Annotated in this window: 15 protein-coding genes and 1 tRNA gene; 14 read left to right on the top strand and 2 right to left on the bottom strand. The window is 66.0% G+C overall.

What is annotated here, in order from left to right; all coding sequences use genetic code 11:
- Window positions 1–3: 3 nt before the first annotated feature.
- From glgC to ACF66B_RS01160, 7 genes are all read left to right on the top strand, one after another.
- Window positions 4–1263, top strand: a complete 1260-nt coding sequence (gene glgC / locus ACF66B_RS01190; RefSeq protein WP_111428638.1) for a glucose-1-phosphate adenylyltransferase — start codon at window positions 4–6, stop codon at window positions 1261–1263.
- A 5-nt stretch (window positions 1264–1268) separates the two neighbouring features.
- The gene (gene glgA / locus ACF66B_RS01185; RefSeq protein WP_111428639.1) at window positions 1269–2702 is read left to right on the top strand and encodes a glycogen synthase GlgA; all 1434 of its coding nucleotides are present in this window, start codon (window positions 1269–1271) and stop codon (window positions 2700–2702) included.
- Window positions 2703–2713: 11 nt separating this feature from the next.
- Window positions 2714–4342 (top strand): alpha-D-glucose phosphate-specific phosphoglucomutase, encoded by a 1629-nt coding sequence (locus tag ACF66B_RS01180; RefSeq protein ID WP_111428640.1) that lies wholly within the window; start codon window positions 2714–2716, stop codon window positions 4340–4342.
- Window positions 4339–6306, top strand: a complete 1968-nt coding sequence (glgX, locus tag ACF66B_RS01175) for a glycogen debranching protein GlgX (RefSeq protein ID WP_111428641.1) — start codon at window positions 4339–4341, stop codon at window positions 6304–6306. The genes ACF66B_RS01180 and glgX overlap by 4 nt, the downstream gene beginning before the upstream one ends.
- A gap of 136 nt (window positions 6307–6442) precedes the next feature.
- Window positions 6443–7582 carry a porin gene (locus ACF66B_RS01170; RefSeq protein WP_111428642.1) on the top strand — a complete coding sequence of 380 codons (1140 nt, stop codon included), beginning with the start codon at window positions 6443–6445 and terminating at the stop codon, window positions 7580–7582.
- Between the two features lie 191 nt (window positions 7583–7773).
- Window positions 7774–9411 carry a SulP family inorganic anion transporter gene (locus ACF66B_RS01165; protein WP_111428643.1) on the top strand — a complete coding sequence of 546 codons (1638 nt, stop codon included), beginning with the start codon at window positions 7774–7776 and terminating at the stop codon, window positions 9409–9411.
- A 153-nt stretch (window positions 9412–9564) separates the two neighbouring features.
- The gene (locus ACF66B_RS01160; RefSeq protein ID WP_111428945.1) at window positions 9565–10215 is read left to right on the top strand and encodes a TenA family protein; all 651 of its coding nucleotides are present in this window, start codon (window positions 9565–9567) and stop codon (window positions 10213–10215) included.
- 70 nt (window positions 10216–10285) lie between these two features.
- Here the strand turns inward: ACF66B_RS01160 and ACF66B_RS01155 are convergent, their stop codons facing one another.
- The gene (locus ACF66B_RS01155) at window positions 10286–13123 is read right to left on the bottom strand and encodes an FAD-binding and (Fe-S)-binding domain-containing protein (protein WP_111428644.1); all 2838 of its coding nucleotides are present in this window, start codon (window positions 13121–13123) and stop codon (window positions 10286–10288) included.
- A 627-nt stretch (window positions 13124–13750) separates the two neighbouring features.
- Window positions 13751–13825, bottom strand: a tRNA-Thr gene (locus ACF66B_RS01150).
- Window positions 13826–13906: 81 nt separating this feature from the next.
- On the opposite strand from ACF66B_RS01150, the gene ACF66B_RS01145 reads away from it, so the two are divergent.
- The 7 genes from ACF66B_RS01145 to infA all read left to right on the top strand — a co-directional run bounded on the left by ACF66B_RS01145 (window position 13907) and on the right by infA (window position 18529).
- Window positions 13907–14068, top strand: coding sequence for a hypothetical protein (locus tag ACF66B_RS01145; protein WP_162683124.1), 162 nt, complete (start codon window positions 13907–13909; stop codon window positions 14066–14068).
- A 6-nt stretch (window positions 14069–14074) separates the two neighbouring features.
- Window positions 14075–15349 (top strand): UDP-N-acetylglucosamine 1-carboxyvinyltransferase, encoded by a 1275-nt coding sequence (murA, locus tag ACF66B_RS01140; protein WP_111428645.1) that lies wholly within the window; start codon window positions 14075–14077, stop codon window positions 15347–15349.
- On the top strand, window positions 15346–15843 hold the full coding sequence (locus tag ACF66B_RS01135) for a DUF2948 family protein (RefSeq protein WP_111428646.1): 498 nt from the start codon (window positions 15346–15348) through the stop codon (window positions 15841–15843). Before murA ends, ACF66B_RS01135 begins: the two co-directional genes overlap by 4 nt.
- A gap of 5 nt (window positions 15844–15848) precedes the next feature.
- Window positions 15849–17153 carry a histidinol dehydrogenase gene (gene hisD / locus ACF66B_RS01130; RefSeq protein ID WP_111428647.1) on the top strand — a complete coding sequence of 435 codons (1305 nt, stop codon included), beginning with the start codon at window positions 15849–15851 and terminating at the stop codon, window positions 17151–17153.
- 4 nt (window positions 17154–17157) lie between these two features.
- Window positions 17158–17646, top strand: a complete 489-nt coding sequence (locus ACF66B_RS01125) for a UPF0262 family protein (RefSeq protein WP_111428648.1) — start codon at window positions 17158–17160, stop codon at window positions 17644–17646.
- 65 nt (window positions 17647–17711) lie between these two features.
- Window positions 17712–18128 carry a low molecular weight phosphatase family protein gene (locus ACF66B_RS01120; RefSeq protein WP_392664793.1) on the top strand — a complete coding sequence of 139 codons (417 nt, stop codon included), beginning with the start codon at window positions 17712–17714 and terminating at the stop codon, window positions 18126–18128.
- A 182-nt stretch (window positions 18129–18310) separates the two neighbouring features.
- On the top strand, window positions 18311–18529 hold the full coding sequence (infA, locus tag ACF66B_RS01115) for a translation initiation factor IF-1 (protein WP_111428650.1): 219 nt from the start codon (window positions 18311–18313) through the stop codon (window positions 18527–18529).

Below are 18529 nucleotides of genomic sequence, written 5' to 3'. Positions count from 1 at the left end.
ACCATGGCCACACGAACCCATCCCTTGTCACGCGACGCGATGGCCTACGTTCTTGCAGGCGGCCGCGGCAGCCGCCTGAAGGAACTGACGGATTCCCGCGCGAAGCCCGCGGTCTATTTCGGCGGCAAGACACGGATCATCGACTTCGCGCTCTCGAACGCGCTCAATTCCGGCATCCGGCGGATGGGGGTTGCGACCCAGTACAAGGCCCACTCCCTCATCCGGCATCTGCAGAACGGCTGGAACTTCCTCCGGACCGAGCGGAACGAGGGGTTCGACATCCTGCCCGCGAGCCAGCGCGTCTCGGAGACGCAATGGTACGAGGGCACGGCCGATGCTGTCTTCCAGAACATCGACATCATCGAGGGCTACGGCCCGGAATACATGGTGATCCTGGCGGGCGACCACATCTACAAGATGGACTACGAGATCATGCTCCAGGAGCATGTGGACTCGGGCGCGGATGTGACCGTGGGCTGTCTCGAGGTGCCGCGCGCCGAGGCGAGCGGCTTCGGGGTGATGCATGTGGACGAGGCCGACCGCATCACCGCCTTCGTCGAGAAGCCCAAGGATCCGCCGAGCATTCCTGGCAATCCCGACATGGCGCTCGCCTCCATGGGGATCTACGTCTTCCACACCCGCAAGCTCATGGAGCTGCTCCGGCGCGATGCCGCAGATCCGAATTCGAGCCGGGATTTCGGCAAGGACATCATCCCCTATCTGGTGGAGAACGGGAATGCGGTGGCGCATCGCTTCAGCAATTCCTGCGTGCGCTCGAGCACCGAGTCGGAGCCCTACTGGCGCGATGTTGGGACGATCGATGCCTACTGGGCGGCGAATATCGACCTCACGGACGTGATCCCCGAGCTCGACCTCTACGACACGCACTGGCCGATCTGGACCTATGCCGAGATCAAGCCGCCGGCGAAGTTCGTCCATGACGAGGAGGGCCGCCGCGGCGCGGCCATCAGCTCGCTCATCTCGGGCGACTGCATCGTCTCTGGCGCACGGCTCTGGCGCACGCTGCTCTTCACCGGTGCACGGGTGAACTCCTTCTCCAATCTGGAGGAAGCCGTCGTGCTGCCCGGGTGCCATGTCGCGCGCAACGTGAAGCTCAGCAAGGTCGTGGTCGATCGGGGCGTGCACATTCCCGAGGGGCTCGTGGTGGGCGAGGATCCGGTGCTGGATGCCAAGCGCTTCCGCCGCACCGAGAGCGGCGTCTGCCTCATCACCCAGAAGATGATCGACGCTCTGGACCTCTGACGCAGATGAAACTCCTGTCGGTCGCCTCCGAGGTCTATCCTCTCGTCAAGACCGGGGGGCTCGCGGATGTCGCGGGCGCCCTTCCCCCTGCCCTCGAGCGCCTCGGCGTCACGGTGAAGACGCTCATGCCGGGCTATCCCAAGGTGATGGCAAGCCTCACCGACCCGGAGACAGTCTTCGAATTTCCGAGCCTGCTCGGCGAGCCGGGCCGTCTGATCGCGGCGCAGGCCGGTGAGCTCGACCTGCTCGTCCTCGATATTCCGGGGTTCTTCAACCGGCCCGGCGGGCCCTACATCGATGCGGCCGGAAAGGATCACGACGACAACTGGCGGCGCTTCGCCGCGCTCTCGCTTGCAGGCGCGATGGTGGCGGGCGGCATCCTCTCGGGCTTCCAGCCCGACATCGTGCATGCCCATGACTGGCAGGCAGCCCTTGTGCCGGCCTACATGCGCTACCGCGGCATCCGGCGCCCTTCGGTGCTCACGATCCACAATCTCGCGTTCCAGGGCCAGTTCGGCCCCGACATCTTCAGCCACCTCGAACTGCCCGCCCATGCCTACGGGATCGAGGGTGTCGAGTATTACGGCGGCGTCGGCTATCTCAAGGCCGGGCTGCAATGCGCCTCGGCCATCACGACGGTGAGCCCGACCTATGCCAAGGAGATTCAGTTCGCGACCTCGGGCATGGGTCTCGAGGGACTGATCTCGGCGCGGGCGGATGTGCTCCACGGCATCGTCAACGGCATCGACACCGACATCTGGAACCCGGAGACCGACCCGTATCTCGCCGAACATTTCTCGCAGAAGGCGCCGAAGATGCGGGCGGGCAACCGGCGGCTGCTCGAGGGGCGTTTCGGCCTGGACGCAGACAAGGCACCGCTCTTCATCGTGGTGAGCCGGCTCACCTGGCAGAAGGGTCTCGACCTTGTCTGCTCGACGGCGCCGGCGCTCGTCGAGGCGGGCGCGAAGCTCGCGGTGCTCGGAACCGGGGATGCTGGGCTCGAATCCTGGCTCCTGAGCCTCGCCGGCCAGTATGAGGGGCGGATCGGGGTGCAGCTCGTCTATGACGAGACGCTGGCCCATGTCATGCAGGGCGGGGCCGATGCCATCCTGATCCCGTCGCGCTTCGAGCCCTGCGGCCTCACGCAGCTCTATGCGCAGCGCTACGGCACGGTACCGGTGGTCGCGCGAACCGGCGGGCTTGCCGACACGGTGATCGACGCAAACAGCGCGGCGCTTTCGGCGGGCGTCGCGACGGGCCTGCAGTTCATGCCCGATAACGGCGACTCCCTCATCGACGCGATCCGTCGCGTCGTCGAACTCCGCAACGATGCCAAGACCTGGGGCGCGATGCAGCGGCAGGGCATGCGGCTCGACGTGTCCTGGACACGCAGTGCCGCCCAGTATGCCGATCTCTTTACCTCGCTGGTGCCCGCATAAGGACGAGAGTGATGATCAAGTCTGTTCCGACGACCCCCTATGACGACCAGAAGCCCGGAACCTCCGGCCTGCGCAAGAAGGTGCCGCATTTCCAGCAGCCCAACTATGTGCAGAATTTCGTGCAGGCGATCTTCGACAGCCTCGAGGGCTTCGAGGGCCAGACGCTCGTGGTGGGCGGCGACGGCCGTTACTTCAACCGCGAGGTCATCCAGATCGTTCTGAAGATGGCCGCGGCGGCGGGCTTCGGCCGGGTGCTCGTCGGTCAGGGCGGCATTCTCTCGACTCCGGCCGCTTCGAACATCATCCGCACCACCAGCGCCTTCGGCGGCATCATCCTTTCGGCCAGCCACAACCCGGGCGGGCCGAACGAAGATTTCGGAATCAAGTACAACATCAGCAATGGCGGGCCGGCGCCGGAGAAGATCACCGAGGCGATCTATGCCCGGACGAAGACCATCTCGGAATACCGCATCTTCGATGCGCCCGATGTCGATCTGGACGCGATCGGCACGCTGGCGCTCGGGCCGATGACGGTCGAGGTGATCGACCCGGTCGAGGCCTATGCCGCGCTTATGGAGAAGCTCTTCAACTTCTCCGCGATCCGGACGATGTTCGGGAACGGCTTCAGCATGGCCTTCGATGCGATGCACGCGGTGACCGGGCCCTATGCCAAGGAGATCCTCGAGAACCGGCTGGGCGCAGCGCCGGGATCGGTCCGCAATGCGGTACCTCTGCCGGATTTCGGCGGGCACCATCCGGACCCGAACCTCGTGCACGCCAAGGAGCTCTATGACCAGATGATGAGCCCCGCGGCGCCCGATTTCGGTGCGGCGTCGGATGGTGACGGCGACCGCAACCTCATCATCGGCCGGGGCATCTTCGTGACACCCTCGGACTCGCTGGCGCTTCTGGCGGCGAACGCACAGCTCGCTCCGGGCTATGCCGCGGGGCTTGCCGGCATCGCGCGCTCGATGCCGACGAGTGCGGCAGCGGACCGGGTGGCGGAGAAGCTTGGCATCGGCATCTACGAGACGCCAACGGGCTGGAAGTTCTTCGGCAACCTGCTCGATGCCGGGAAGGCCACGATCTGCGGCGAGGAGAGCGCCGGCACCGGTTCGAACCACGTGCGCGAGAAGGACGGGCTCTGGGCGGTGCTGCTCTGGCTCAACATCCTCGCCGTGCGCCAGGAGAGCGTGAAGGATATCGTGGAAGCGCACTGGCGCAATTATGGCCGCAACTACTATACGCGGCACGACTACGAGGGCATCGACACCGAGGCCGCAAACGGGCTGATGGCGCATCTGCGCAGCGAGCTTGCGAGCCTTCCGGGCACCAAGATCAATGGCCTCTTCGTCTCCATGGCCGACGATTTTACCTATCACGATCCGGTCGACGGCTCGGTCAGCGCACAGCAGGGCGTGCGCGTGGTCTTCGACGATGGCAGCCGCATGGTGTTTCGCCTTTCGGGCACCGGCACTTCGGGAGCGACGCTGCGCGTCTATCTCGAGCGTCTTGTGACCGATGAGGACAAGCTCGGGCTCGAGACGCAGGAGGCGCTGGCCGACGTGATCGCGGCGGCCCAGAGCCTCGCTGGCATCTCGGAACGCACCGGACGGACCGCGCCGGACGTCATCACTTGAGCCCAGCCGGAACGACCTTCGGCGCACGCCCGCATCGCGATGGCGTGCGCTTCGCGCTCTGGTCGGGGGCCGCCGAGGCGGCATGGGTCTCGCTCTTCGATCCCGGGGGCGGTGCGGAGACCGACCGGATCCCGATGCTTGCCGAAGGCGGCGGGATCTTCAGCGTCGATGTGCCCGGCCTCGCCCCCGGCGCGCTTTACGGCTTTCGCGCCGACGGGCCGACGGCGCCGGGCAACCGGTTCGACCCGGCCAAGCTGCTGGTCGATCCCTATGCGATCGCGATCGACCGCCCTTTCGCCTATGATCCGCGGCTGGCCGCGCCGCGTGAGGAGGCGCTCGACACCGCGCCATTGATGCCGAAGGGGATCGTCACCGCCCTGCCCCGCGCCCAGCGGCTGGCTGCGCCGAAGTTCCGGCCGGGCGGGCTCATCTACGAGATCAATGTCCGCGGCTTCACCATGCGCCACCCGGACGTGCCGGAGGCGCAGCGCGGCACGATAGCCGCGCTCGGATCGCCCGCGATCCTCGAACATCTCAAGCGGCTCGGGGTGAGCGCGGTCGAGCTCATGCCGATCCCGGCCTGGATTGACGAGCGGCACCTGCCGCCGCTCAAACTGCGCAATGCCTGGGGCTACAACCCGGTGGCCTTCCTTGTGCCGGACCCGCGGATCTGCCCGGGCGGCATCGGCGAACTGGCGGCGGCGGTCCGGGCGCTTCATGGCGCAGGGATCGGGGTGATCCTCGATCTCGTCTATAACCACACGGGCGAGAGCGATGCCATCGGACCGACGCTTTCGCTGCGCGGCCTCGATAACGCGGCCTATTTCCGCCATCTCGACGACGGCACGCTGGTGAACGACACCGGCTGCGGCAACACGCTTGCCTGCGATCATCCGATGGTGCGGCGGCTGATCCTCGACTCGCTGCGTCATTTCGTGGCGCAGGCGGGGATCGACGGCTTCCGCTTCGATCTCGCACCGATCCTCGGACGCTCGATGGCGGGGTTCAGCCCCGATGCGATGCTGTTTCAGGAGATCGCCGCCGATCCGGTGCTCGCGACGCGGGTGATGATCGCCGAGCCCTGGGACATCGGGCCGGGTGGCTATCAGCTCGGGCAGTTTCCGGAGTGGTTCCTCGAATGGAACGACCGCTACCGCGACCGGGTGCGCCGCTTCTGGCGGGGCGATGGCCACATGCTCGGCGATCTTGCCTCCGCCGTTGCAGGCTCGAGCGGGACCTTCGACGGCGAGGCGACGCGGACGGTCAATTTCATCGCCGCCCATGACGGCTTCCCGCTCGCCGATCTTGCGCGCTATTCAACGAAGCACAACGAGGCGAATGGCGAGGAAAACCGCGACGGGCATGGCGAGAACCTGTCCTGGAACAACGGTGTCGAGGGGCCGACGGAGGATGCCGGCGTTCTCGCCGCGCGCAAAGCTGATGTGCGCGCACTGCTCGCGACGCTGTTTGTCTCGCGCGGAACGATCATGTTGACGGCGGGCGACGAATTCGGGCGCAGCCAGCAGGGCAACAACAATGCCTATGCCCAGGACAACGAGATCACCTGGCTCGACTGGGAGGGACGCGACACAGAGCTCGAGACGTTCTGCGCCGGGCTCTCGACGCTGCGGCGGCGCACGCCCGCGCTCGGAGGCACCGGGTTCCTCACCGGGGCGGAGGACGAGAGCGGCGTGCCGGATGTGGCCTGGCTCGGGGCCTCGGGCGAGCCGCTCGACTCCGCGGGCTGGGAGGCGGCGGACGGCGGCGTGCTCGGCATGGTGCTGCGCGATCTGCGGTGGCCGCGGGTGGCGATTCTCTTCAACCGGACGCATGACGCGGTGACGTTCCGGCTGCCGCAGCGCGAGGGGCATTTCTGGCCCGATGCGCCGGACGAGACCATTGATCTCGCACCGCGCTCGGTGACAATCGTGCGCGAACGGCGGCGTCAGGGCAACAAGGACTGATTTTCTGCCCTCCGGAAGCCAATTCGTCGTGCCGGTATCACATCGCGGCCCCTAGGCTTTGCACTGTCGTTGTACGGTACCGCACGCAGCGCGGGCCCACGACGCAGGGTGATCAGGCAATCGGGAGCGCATTCACATGACCTCGCATCGCAGACTGAGGGGGGCCCTTGCCCTCGTACTTTCCACGACCGCCATGCCAATCGCGGCCCTTGCCCTGGAAGACCAGGGAATCCAGCCTTTCGAATGGGAGTTTCAGGACAACACGAAGATCGTCTTCTACGGCCAGATCGACGTGGGCAGCCTCTGGTTCAACGACGGTGACGAGACGACGAGTTACGGCCTCGTGGGCAACAAGAACTCGAGCAGCCGGATCGGGGTCACGTCGACCACCAATTTCGACAGCGGCTGGGAGCTCTTCAGCAACATCGAGGCGGAATACGTTCCGCATCCGTCGAGCAGCGTGAACCAGCTCGACAAGTACCAGGCGAATTACGACTTCGACAAGACCAACTTCCGCAAGGCGGAAATCGCCATGTCGAGCGAGAAGGCCGGCAAGGTCTGGCTCGGTCAGGGCAGCATGGCGACCGATGGCATCACCGAGATAGACCTTTCGGGCACCACCGTTGTCGCCTATTCGAACGTGGCCGACTCCGGTGGCGGTCTCTTTCGCTTCGACAACGACACGCTGTCGGGCGTGAGCACGAAGGACGCCTATTCGAACTATGACGGCAATCGCGAGATGCGCGTCCGCTATGACACGCCGTCGTTCTCGGGATTCCGGCTCAAGGCCGCCTACGGACAGGACGTGCTCCATGACGACAACGACAGCATCTATGACGTCGCCGCGACCTATGAGGGCGACTACGCGGCGTTCGACGTTTCCGCGGGCATCGGTTACGCGCGCTATGACGGGAGCGATTCCGACATCTTCTCGGGTTCGATGTCCGGTCTGCACAAGGCCTCCGGCGTGAGCCTTACGCTGGCCGCGGGCCAGAAGAGCGCGGAGGAGGATGCGCACTACGGCTATGTGAAGCTTGGCTGGCAGCATGATTTCTTCCGGACCGGAGCCACGGCGTTTGCGGTCGACTATTACAAGGGCGACGGCGTAACGGTCGACGGATCGGACAGCACGACCTATGCCTTTGCCGCGGTCCAGAATTTCGACTTCTGGAATACGCAGTATTACCTCACCGTCCGTCAGTACGAGTATGACGACGATGCTGGATCCTACCAGAACGGTCTCACGACCTTCACCGGCCTGCGCGTCAAGTTCTGACCGGATTTCCGGCCGCCTGCGACCTCTTCCTGCCGACCAGAGCGCCGGCAGGTTTCTTCCGGTCGCGGGTATGCCCGCTCGCCGGGCCGACGTTGCCGGGCACGCGCCGCTGGCGCATGATCAGGATTTCTGTCACCAATACCGAAGGTTCAGGCGGATCCGAGCGTGCCGCGACCGACTGAAAGCATGAGATGAAGTCCGGTTTTTCCCTGCTGCCGACGCTGCGTGCCGCGTCACCAAGGCATGATCTCCTTGCAGCATTGAGCCTCGCCGCGATCGCCATTCCCGAACAGCTCGCAACCGCGCGGCTGGCCGGGCTGCCCGCAACGCAGGGGCTGATCGTCTTCGCCGTGGCTTCCGTCATGATGCTTCTCGTATCACGCAGCGCGACGCTTTCGGTCGGCGCCGATTCCACGATCGCGCCGCTCATCGGCACGACACTGGCCGCAGGCGCCGCGGTTCAGGGCGATGCCGCGCTGCTGGCGGGCATGGTCGGGGCGCTGCTTCTGGCGGTCTATGCGATGCGCCTCGAGTGGATCGCGAACCTGCTGTCGAAGGCGGTGGTCGGCGGCATGCTTGCCGGGATCGCGGTGCACATCCTGATCGGCCGTCTGCCGATCGCATTCGGACTCGACCTGCCCCCCGCCAACCCGCCGGACACCCTTGCCCTGCTCCTCCGTCACGCGGGCGAGGCACGGCTGTCGCCATTTCTGATGGCGAGCGGTATTGCGGCCGTCTGCATCGCGGGCTCGCAGATCCGGAAGCACTTTCCAGCGCCACTCCTCGCGCTCGCGACCGCGGTCGCTGTTGCGGCCGTGTTCGATCCCGGAGCTTCGATCTTTCCCCGCACCGAGGCGCTGTCGGGGAACGCCGGCCTTGCCTGGCCGTCGCCGGATCCCGCGAACATGGCCGCCCTGCTGCCTGTGGCACTCAGCATCGCCTTCCTCTGCCTCGCCCAGACGGCAGTGGTGCTGCGCAGCGGGCGACATGACAGCGCGGAGACGCGGCGCAACGCCTTCGGCGCCGTGGGCATCGCCAACGTTGCGGTCGCCTGTATTGGCGGGTTCGGGGTCAACTCCAGCCCGCCGCGCACCCAGCTTCTGCGCGACAGCGAGGCCCATTCGCAGCTCGCGGGGTTCGGCGCGGCACTGATCGGCGTGCTCCTCGTGCTGTTCGGCGCCGGTCTGATCCGGGCGCTGCCATCGGCGGCGCTCGCCGGGGTGCTCATCTACATCGCCTATCACCTCTTCACCAACGCCGCGCTCGAGGAGCTGATCCGCCGCAGCCCGCGCGAGGGGCTTCTTGCGCTGGCCACGGCGGCGCTCATCATCGTGATGCCGCTCGGAATCGGCCTGCCGGTCGCGATCCTGCTCTCGCTTCTCCATGCCTCCCTGCCGCTGTTTCATGCCGAGGTCGTGGAGTTGCGCAATGTGCCGGGCACGACGATCTGGTGGCACCAGCCCGCGAGCGAACATGCCAAAGCCGGATCGTCCGAGCCACTCGTGCTCGGGCTCACATCACCGATCAACTTTGCCAACGCCGCTGGTATCGTCGGACGCATCCGAGGAACGGTGGCCGCATGTCCGGCGCCGCCGACGCTTCTCGTGCTCGAATGTGCAGGGGTCCTGGCGGTCGACCTCTCGGGCGCGGATCTGCTCATGGAGTTGATTCGCGATCTCCGGGCGCGTTCCATTCCTGTGGCCATTGCGCGTCTCGAGTCCGATGAGGCGCAGCAGGACATGGTGCGCAACGGGCTGCTCGATTGCCTCGGGCGCAAGAACCTCTTCCTTTCCGTGAGCGAGGCCGTCAGCGCTCATGCGGCGCGTTGAGCGCGCGGCGAAACCAGACCCGTTGCCGGGGCCCTCGCGCCGGGCGAGTTCGCGGTGTTGCCTGCCGGGCTGGAGCGATAGAAGGTTGGCGACGGGGCTGCGGCCGCGGCCCCTCTTTCAATGAACTCCTGCAAGGCATCCGAATTCTTCCTCATGAGACCGACCGATCACCTGCGCACGCTTGCCGACTCCGACTGGATTGCGGCAACGACTCATCCCTTCTGTTCCGAACTTGCGGCTGGCACCCTGCCCGAGGTCAAAATGGCCTGGTATCTCGCCCAGGATTACCAGTTCGTCGATGGTTTCGTGCGGTTGCTGGCCTCCGCGATCGCCCATGCCCCGAGCCTTGCCGACAGCGTTCCGGCGGCGCAGTTCATCGCTCTGGTGACCGGCCCCGAGAACACCTACTTCCTGCGCGCGCTGGAGTCTCTCGGCGTGCCTGAGCGCGAGTGGCAGGAGCCTGCGCCGGCGACGGCAGCCTTTCAGGCGCTCATGGCGCGCGCTGCCGCCTCCGGGCGCTATGAGCAGATGCTGGCGGTGCTGGTTGTCGCGGAATGGAGCTATCTGAGCTGGGCAAGCCCGTTCGCGCCGCCGCGCGAGGATCTTTCCTTCGTCTTCGCCGAGTGGATCACACTCCATGCCGGGCCGGAATTCGAGGCAGTGGTGGAGTACCTTCGCGGCCAGCTCGACAAGGCCTGGGAGGGGCTCGACCCTGACGGCCGCGCCGCTGTCGAGGCGACCTTCCGCGAGGCCGTGCGGCTCGAACGCGCCTTCTTCGACGCCGCCTACGACCGTCCGGTCTGATCCGGCCAGCTACGATTCCGGAACCTGACTCCGGCAAGCGTAATGCTCGCCAGCCGGGGTAGAAACTGGCTCAGGCTGACTTCAGCAGATCGGCGATCACGCCCATGGGATGGCGTGGCGCCTTGCCGGAAAGACGTTCGATCTGGCAGCGGCAGGAGAAGCCGGTCGCCATGATCTCCCCCTCGTCCTCGACCTGCGGCCGCCAGGACATGTCGAAGAGCCGCTTCGAGACGTCCTGGTGCCGCTTCTGGTGGCCGAAGAGCCCCGCCATGCCGCAGCAGCCGGTGGCGGGGGTCTCGACCCGGACGCCGAGCGCCTCGAAGACCAAGGCCCATTGCGAGCTGCTCTGCGGCTGGGCGGTGGCTTCGGTGCAATGGGAGAGCAGCTTTGCCGACATGCTCCGTCTGGCCGGAGGGAAGCGGCGCGCCGCGGCTTCCCCGGCGAGGAATTCCTGCGGCATTTGTACGCGCGGGACGCTGATGCCGGTGTTGGCATATTCCTGGCGCAGCATCATGCCGAAGGCGGGCTCGACTGCGACGAGCGGCGCACCGGTCTTGGCGGCTTTGTGGAGCAGCCCGGCAAGGCGGCTGGCGAGGCGGCGGAAACCTTCCATGTCACCGGCTGTATGGGCGGCCTTGCCACCGGGACGCACCTCGAGGAGCCGCGGGGTGTAGCCGAGCGCGGTGAAGCCTGCGATCATGTCTCGCTGCACTTCGGCGTCGAAGAGCGCCGTGAACCAGTCCTGCACGAGGATGACGGTGCCATCGGACAGCGGACCGGAGAGTTCGGCCTCGCGCAGCCAGATGCCCTTCGGCAGACCGCTGGTGAGGTGAGACGGCATGTCGACGCTTCCGGTGAGCGCTTCACCGAGCCTTGCCAAAAGCGGCCAGACCGGTGCGAGCACCGGCGCGAGGCGCAGGGTGACCCGGCTGTTGCGTTCGGCCCCGAGCGTCAGGCGGTCCGCAAGCGAGCGGCCATGCCGCTTGAAGTAATTGGCGTAGAAGGTCGTGCGCATCGAGGGGATGTCGACCTGAACCGGGCAACTCGAGGCGCAGGCCTTGCAGCCGAGGCAGGTGTCGAGCACGGCGAGCAGATCGGCCTCACGCACGTCGAGATCCGGAGCGTTCCCGGCTTTTGCGCTGTGCCAGGCGCGCAGGGCATCGGCGCGGCCCTTCGGCGAATGGCGGAGGTCGGCGCTTGCCTTGAAGCTCGGGCACATCGGCGTCGCGGCGGCATAGCTCAGGCACTGCGCATTGCCGTTGCAGCGGAAGGCCCTGGTCAGCGCATCGCCTTCGGGCGCGTTGAAGGCGCGGAACGGAGTCGTTGCGATCCCGAGGATCGGGGTATCATTGCTGACGAGCTTGCCAGGGTTGTAGCGCCCGGAAGGGTCGAAAGCGGCCTTGATGCCCTGGAACGCGCCATAGGCTTCCGGCCCGATCCAGTCGCGGAGATAGGCACCGCGCACGCCCTTGCCATGCTCGCCCCAGAAGATGCCGCCGTATTTGCGCGTGAGATCGTAGACGGCATCCGACACCGTCACGAGCTTTTCACGGTCAGTCCTGGCATCGATGTTGAGCGCCGGGCGGATATGGAGGCAACCGACATCGACATGGCCGTAGATGCCGAAACCGAGGCCGTTCTGCGATAGCACCGCGAGGAATTCATCGACGAAGGCCGGCAGGTTCTCGGGCGGGACAACGGTGTCCTCGACGAAGGCCACGGGGCGGGCCTGACCGTCGACCTTGCCGAGCAGGCCCACGCCTGCCGAACGGATCGCCCAGAGCTCCCTGATCTCGGCCGGATCACCCACAACGCAGACCGCGCCCGCCCCGGGAAGGCCTGCGACGATCTCCCGGCAATGCTGCACGCGCTGGTCGACGAGTGCCGCATCCTCGCCGTTGATCTCGATGAAGACATAGGCGACGCGCTGACCGTCCCCTGCGTGCAGGCCTTTGGGCAGGCGGCGGAGGATACCGGCGGCATCGGCGATTGCCTGCACTGTCTCGTCCATCACCTCGATGGCGGTGGGCTCGGCGGCGAGCAGCGGCGTTGCGGCTGCGAGCGCGCTGCGGAAGCTCCCGAAGCCCGCGACGATCAGGCGCTTTTCCGGCTCGATCCGGCGCAGCTTCACGCGGATGCGGCTCATGAGGCCGAGCGTGCCCTCGGAACCGAGGAAAAGACGCCACCACTCGAAACCGCCGCCTTCGGGGCAGGCGCGCTCGAGATCATAGCCGGTGAAGCGGCGGTTGAGCCGCGGTGTGTGATCGATGAAGGCCTGGCGCCCGGCGCGCGCGGCCTTTTCGGCCCGGGCGAGCATGCCGCACGCCCAATCCGGCGTTTCGGCCATGCTCGAAAGCAACCCCTCGGGCCGCGCGATTTCGACCCCAAGGATGTTGTCGGATGTCTTGCCATAGACGCGCGAGCCCTTGCCCGAGGCGTCGGTCGAGACCATGCCGCCGATGGTGCAGCGGGTCGAGGTGGAGGTTTCGGGTGCGAAGAACCAGCCCGAGGCGCGGATCCGGCCATTGAGGTCGTCGAGCACCATGCCTGGTTCGACATCGGCCCAGCCTTCCTCGGCGTCGAGCTCGATCAGGGCGTTCATGTGGCGCCGGAGATCGACAATGATGCCGTGATTGAGGCTCTGGCCATTGGTGCCTGTGCCGCCGCCACGGCCGGTTACGGGAACATGCGCAAACTCAGGATCTTCCACCACGCGCAGCAGCGTGACGAGATCCAGTGCGCCGCGCGGCGCGACGATCAGGTCGGGCGCGATCTGGTAGACCGAGTTGTCGGTCGACATTGCGGCACGCAGCGCACTGTCATTCTCGATTTCACCTGTGAAACCAGCGTGGCGCAGGGCGTCAGACAGCCGAGAGATGGTTGCCCGCGCAGGCTGCAGGTCGAGCATCGGGCGTCCTTTCGTGACTGCGCCTGTGAAACTCGGGATCGATGTTCACCACGCTGGAAAGCCATGAAGATAACGCCGGAGACCCAGAACATAAACCTGCGCCATCTGCACGAGATCACCTAAGAAGGCGCATTCGGTGTAGAAGCTGCGACCCTGGGGGTTTTGCCTCGGTGCTTTCGGGGACGATATTGCCGAACGTCCGGCCATAATGCTCTCGGACGCAAGGCACGTCATGGCGACCGCAGGGCGCATGCGCAATTCGCTGAACCTTGCGCAGCGGCCGATTCTGCGGGATCCGATCGAGCGTGCCTGCCCCGCCGGCCATCCAGCGCTCGCCCAAAGGTGGCCGAACTCGCATATATCGCCCCGGAAATGCTGATCGGGCTTGATCCGCAGGCCCAGATCAGCTGTGGCACGGGCCTTTTGCGGTGGCGCTTTCTGCCCGCATCCCGGCACTGACGGGCAAGCTCGCAACCTGAAAGGCGCCCCGGCATCCGTGGAAGAGGCATCGTCGGACCCGGGTCGCGTCAAAACCGATGTGATCTGGAGGCAGGCGATGAGCGTCTTGCTTCCGGTCAGTTCCGCGGCATGCCGCTGACAGAAAAAGACAATCGAGAGTGGTGGGTATGGTGCTGCCGGAGAGATTTGAACTCTCGACCTCTCCCTTACCAAGGGAGTGCTCTACCCCTGAGCTACGGCAGCGATGCGCGGCCTTGTAGCGGATTCGGCGGGGGGTGCAAGCCAAATCTGGACCCTCCCCCGCGCTTGCGCTAGAGAGACGCCATGCAAGACATGAAGCCCCCGCATAAACCCGCTCGCATTCCCGGCAAGGATGACAAGTCCGCCCGGCTGGCCGAGGCCTTGCGGGCCAATCTTGCCAGACGAAAGGCGCAGAAGCGCGCCCGCGCCGAGCAGTTGCCGCGCGAGGAAGATCAGGGAAACTGACACCACATGGACAGCATCCTGGTCCGCGGCGGCGCGGAACTCAACGGCACCATTCCGATCTCGGGAGCGAAGAACGCCTGTCTCGCGCTGATGCCGGCGGCACTGCTCTCTGACGAGCCGCTGACGCTCACGAACGCGCCGCGGCTTTCGGACATCCGCACCATGACGGTGCTGCTGGAATCGCTCGGCTGCGAGGTCGCCAGGCTTCAGGCCGGTCGCGTGCTCGTCGTGGGCACCGAGCGGATCAGCAATCACACCGCCGACTATGACATCGTGCGCAAGATGCGCGCCTCGATTCTCGTACTCGGGCCGATGCTGGCGCGCGACGGACATGCCGTCGTCTCTCTGCCGGGCGGCTGCGCCATCGGCGCCCGGCCGGTGGACCTGCACCTGAAGGGCCTCGAGGCACTCGGCGCGACCCTCGATCTGCGCGACGGCTATGTGCATGCCGAGGCGCGCGGCGGGCTCAAGGGCGCGGTCTTCGAATTTCCGATCGTCTCGGTCGGCGGGACCGAGAACCTGCTGATGGCCGCAACGCTCGCGAAGGGGACGACGGTCCTGAAGAATGCCGCGCGTGAACCCGAGATCGTCGATCTTGCCGAGTGCCTCCGGCGGATGGGCGCGCGGATCGAGGGCGACGGCACGAGCGAGATCATCATCGAGGGGGTCGAGCGGCTTTCCGGGGCGACGCACCCGGTGGTGGCGGACCGGATCGAACTCGGCACCTACATGCTCGCGCCCGCCATTGCGGGCGGGCGGGTTGAGCTTTCCGGCGGGCGGCGCGATCTCGTCGCAGCCTTCTGCGACAAGCTCGAGGAAGCCGGTGTCGAGATCGAGGAGACGCGCTCCGGGCTGACCGTCACGCGGCGGAACGGGCGGATCCGGGCGACCGATGTGGTGACGGCCCCGCATCCGGGTTTTCCGACGGATCTTCAGGCGCAGATGATGGCACTTCTGGCGACCGCCGACGGGGTCAGCCACCTCGAGGAACGGATCTTCGAGAATCGCTTCATGCATGCGCCGGAGCTTGCGCGCATGGGCGCCGAGATCGATGTGCAGGGCGGCACGGCAAGGGTGACGGGCGTGGAGCGGCTGCGCGGGGCCCCGGTGATGGCGACCGACCTGCGCGCCTCGGTGAGCCTCATTCTTGCGGGCCTCGCGGCAGAAGGTGAGACCCGCGTGTCGCGCGTCTATCATCTCGATCGCGGCTACGAACATGTCGAGGAGAAGCTCTCGGCCTGCGGCGCACGGATCGAACGTATTGGCGAGGCGGCCGAATGAGCGATGGTCCCCGCTTCGAGGATGCCCGTTTCGAGGATGGTGGGGAACAGCCGTTGCGCCTGCGCGCGGAGGCGGCGGAGGATCTCGGGATCATCTCGGCGCTGGTGCAGGATGCGGTGACCGGACGGGGCGACATGGCCTGGCTCGCGAAGCGGCACCGCTTCACGCTGCTCCTCAACCGCTTCCGCTGGGAAGACGCGCCGGCCGCCGAGCGGCAGGGCCGCGCCTTCGAGCGGGTGCGTGCGCTCCTGAGCTTCGACGGCGCCCTGCGCGTCCGCTCGGAAGGGATCGACCCGGAGGATCGCGAGGCGGTTCTGTCGCTGCTTTCGATCCGTTTCGAGCCCGGTGCAGACGGCGCCGGCACGGTGCTTCTCATCTTTGCCGGCGATGGCGAGATCGCGATCGACGTGGAATGCCTCGATGTGACGCTGGCCGATGTGACCCGCCCCTATCTCGCGCAGGCCACCCGCGCGCCGCATCACCCGACGGACTGACTGCCATGGCTCTTTTTCTCGACACCCGCGACGGCGATTTCGAGGTACGGTTCCGCGCGCTTCTCGGCATGAAGCGCGAGGCGGATGCCGATGTCGATGCGGATGTTCAGGCCATCCTTGCCGACGTCGCGGCACGGGGCGATGCGGCTCTCATCGAGATGACGGCCCGCTGGGACCGCCTCACGCTGACACCGGAGACACTGGCCTTTACGCGGGAGGAGATCGACGCGGCCTGCGCGGCGGTGGGTGCGGAGGACCGCGCGGCGCTTGAACTGGCCGCGGCGCGGATCCGCGCCTATCACGAGCGCCAGTTGCCGGAGGATGCTCGCTGGACCGACGCCGACGGCGCGGAACTCGGATGGCGCTGGAGTGCGGTGGATGCTGCCGGGCTCTACGTGCCCGGCGGGCTGGCCTCCTACCCGTCTTCGGTCCTGATGAACGCGATCCCGGCGCAGGTTGCAGGGGTGCGGCGGCTGGTGATCTGCGCACCGACGCCCGATGGCGCGGTCAATCCCCTGGTGCTGCTCGCCGCCCGGATCGCGGGCGTCGAGACGATCTATCGGGTGGGCGGGGCGCAGGCGATCGCGGCGCTGGCCTATGGCACGGAAACGATCGCGCCGGTGGACAAGATCACCGGGCCGGGCAATGCTTATGTCGCCGCGGCGAAGCGGCGGGTTTTCGGGACGGTCGGAATCGACATGATCGCAGGCCCCTCGGAGGTGCTGATTCTCGCGGATTCCTCGAACGATCCCGACTGGGTGGCACTCGATTTGCTGGCCCAGGCCGAACACGATGCCTCGGCCCAGTCGATTCTCATCACCGACGATGCCGCCTTCGGCCGGGCGGTCGATGAAGCCGTGCTGCGGCGGCTCGAAACGCTGGAGCGGCGCGAGATCGCCGGCGCGAGCTGGAGGGCGTTCGGGGCGGTCGTCACGGTAGGTGACTGGGACGAGGCCGTGGCACTTTCGGACCGGATCGCGCCAGAGCATCTCGAGATCTGCACCACGCATGCGGATGTGCTGGCCGAGAAAGTCCGCCATGCCGGAGCGATCTTTATCGGATCCCTGACCCCCGAGGCGATCGGCGACTATGTCGGGGGGCCCAACCATGTGCTGCCGACGGCGCGGTCGGCACGTTTTTCCTCGGGCCTCTCGGTGCTTGACTTCATGAAACGCACGACGGTTGCGCGCATGTCTCCTGCCGCGCTTTCGGCAATCGGACCGGCGGCAGCACGGCTGGCCCGATCGGAAAGCCTCGAGGCGCACGGGCTTTCGGTGCTGGCGCGCCTCGACCGTCTGAACGCAAGGTAGAGCCATGTCCGGAACCGACCGCCTCATCGATGTGACCCTCGACGATACCGGCCTGGCCCCGCCAACGCCCGAGATCGATCAGGAGCGCAAGGTCGCAATGTACGACCTGCTCCAGGAGAACGTGTTCTCGCTGCCGAAAAGGGGCGAACAGGATATTCCGGAGGGGCCCTACCGCCTGCGGCTTGCAATCCGGGAGCGTCGGCTTGTCTTCGAGGTTGCGACCGAAGATGGCACACCTGTTGGCGAGACGCATCTTTCACTCACGCCGTTCAATCAGGTGATCCGGGATTATTTCCAGATCTGCGAGAGCTATTTCGACGCGGTGAAGCGCCTGCCTCCGGCGCAGATCGAGGCGATCGACATGGGCCGACGCGGGATCCACAATGAGGGAAGCCGGCTGCTGCTCGAGCGGCTTGAGGGCAAGGTCGAAACCGACCTCAACACTGCCCGGCGCCTCTTCACGCTGATCTGCGTCCTTCACTTCAAGGGCTGATCCGCGTGGAGGACAATCCCCATTCGGTGCTCTTCTGCTGCGACTACAATGCCGTGCGATCGCCGATGGCGGAGGGAATCATGCGCCGGGACTATGGCCGGCGCATTTTTGTCCAGTCCGCCGGGGTGAAGAACGAGCTCGAGATCGACGGATTCGCGGTCTCGGTCTGTGCGGAAATCGGTCTGAAGCTCGATGCCCACCGGGTACGAACCTTTCAGGAGATGGAGCAGTGGGGCGATCAGATCGGCGCCTTCGATCTCATCATCGCGCTCTCACCCGCCGCTCACAGACAGGCGCTGGAGTATACCCGATACTACGCGGTGGACGTGGAGTTCTGGCCTATCTTCGACCCGACCGGGTTGGGTGAAACGCGCGAGGCGAAGCTCGCGGCTTACCGGCAGTCGCGAGATCAGATTGCGCAGCGCATCCGGGCGCGGTTCGGCCCGCCTGATCCACCCGTTGAAAAGAAGAATGATGCGTAAGCGATATGCCGGGTGGAAACCCGCCGTGATGTCGCGCCCGATGGCAGCACAGCGGAAACCACCTTTTCACAAAGACGGATCAATGTATTCATTGTCCTTGATTCATTAACGCGTCAGGGGCATATAACGGCCGCGGGTCAACTTTTGTTGTCCCGCGTGCTTTCAATTGCATCGGAGCAAACATGGCCAAGGAAGAGCTTCTTGAATTTCCGGGTGTCGTGACCGAGCTTCTGCCCAACGCGACTTTCCGGGTGGAGCTCGAGAACGGCCATACCATCATCGCCCACACTGCCGGCAAGATGCGGAAGAACCGCATTCGCGTTCTGGCTGGCGACAAGGTGCAGGTCGAGATGACGCCCTATGATCTGACCAAGGGACGGATCAACTATCGCTTCAAGTGA

The sequence above is a fragment of the Amaricoccus sp. B4 genome (assembly GCF_043226085.1).
In the GTDB taxonomy this organism is placed as follows: Bacteria; Pseudomonadota; Alphaproteobacteria; order Rhodobacterales; family Rhodobacteraceae; genus Amaricoccus.
The sequence above is the reverse complement of the archived record's forward strand: the minus strand, read 5'-3'. Positions and strand labels throughout refer to the sequence as shown.

What these genes read in the sequence shown, in the direction of transcription:
- ACF66B_RS01145 (WP_162683124.1), top strand. Translation starts at nt 13,907, where the DNA reads ATGCAAGACATGAAGCCCCCGCATAAACCCGCTCGCATTCCCGGCAAG.
- ACF66B_RS01180 (WP_111428640.1), top strand. Translation starts at nt 2,714, where the DNA reads ATGATCAAGTCTGTTCCGACGACCCCCTATGACGACCAGAAGCCCGGA.
- ACF66B_RS01155 (WP_111428644.1), bottom strand. Translation starts at nt 13,123, where the DNA reads ATGCTCGACCTGCAGCCTGCGCGGGCAACCATCTCTCGGCTGTCTGAC.
- glgC (WP_111428638.1), top strand. Translation starts at nt 4, where the DNA reads ATGGCCACACGAACCCATCCCTTGTCACGCGACGCGATGGCCTACGTT.
- hisD (WP_111428647.1), top strand. Translation starts at nt 15,849, where the DNA reads ATGGCTCTTTTTCTCGACACCCGCGACGGCGATTTCGAGGTACGGTTC.
- ACF66B_RS01135 (WP_111428646.1), top strand. Translation starts at nt 15,346, where the DNA reads ATGAGCGATGGTCCCCGCTTCGAGGATGCCCGTTTCGAGGATGGTGGG.
- ACF66B_RS01165 (WP_111428643.1), top strand. Translation starts at nt 7,774, where the DNA reads ATGAAGTCCGGTTTTTCCCTGCTGCCGACGCTGCGTGCCGCGTCACCA.
- ACF66B_RS01170 (WP_111428642.1), top strand. Translation starts at nt 6,443, where the DNA reads ATGACCTCGCATCGCAGACTGAGGGGGGCCCTTGCCCTCGTACTTTCC.
- ACF66B_RS01160 (WP_111428945.1), top strand. Translation starts at nt 9,565, where the DNA reads ATGAGACCGACCGATCACCTGCGCACGCTTGCCGACTCCGACTGGATT.
- infA (WP_111428650.1), top strand. Translation starts at nt 18,311, where the DNA reads ATGGCCAAGGAAGAGCTTCTTGAATTTCCGGGTGTCGTGACCGAGCTT.
- glgA (WP_111428639.1), top strand. Translation starts at nt 1,269, where the DNA reads ATGAAACTCCTGTCGGTCGCCTCCGAGGTCTATCCTCTCGTCAAGACC.
- ACF66B_RS01120 (WP_392664793.1), top strand. Translation starts at nt 17,712, where the DNA reads ATGGCGGAGGGAATCATGCGCCGGGACTATGGCCGGCGCATTTTTGTC.
- murA (WP_111428645.1), top strand. Translation starts at nt 14,075, where the DNA reads ATGGACAGCATCCTGGTCCGCGGCGGCGCGGAACTCAACGGCACCATT.
- ACF66B_RS01125 (WP_111428648.1), top strand. Translation starts at nt 17,158, where the DNA reads ATGTCCGGAACCGACCGCCTCATCGATGTGACCCTCGACGATACCGGC.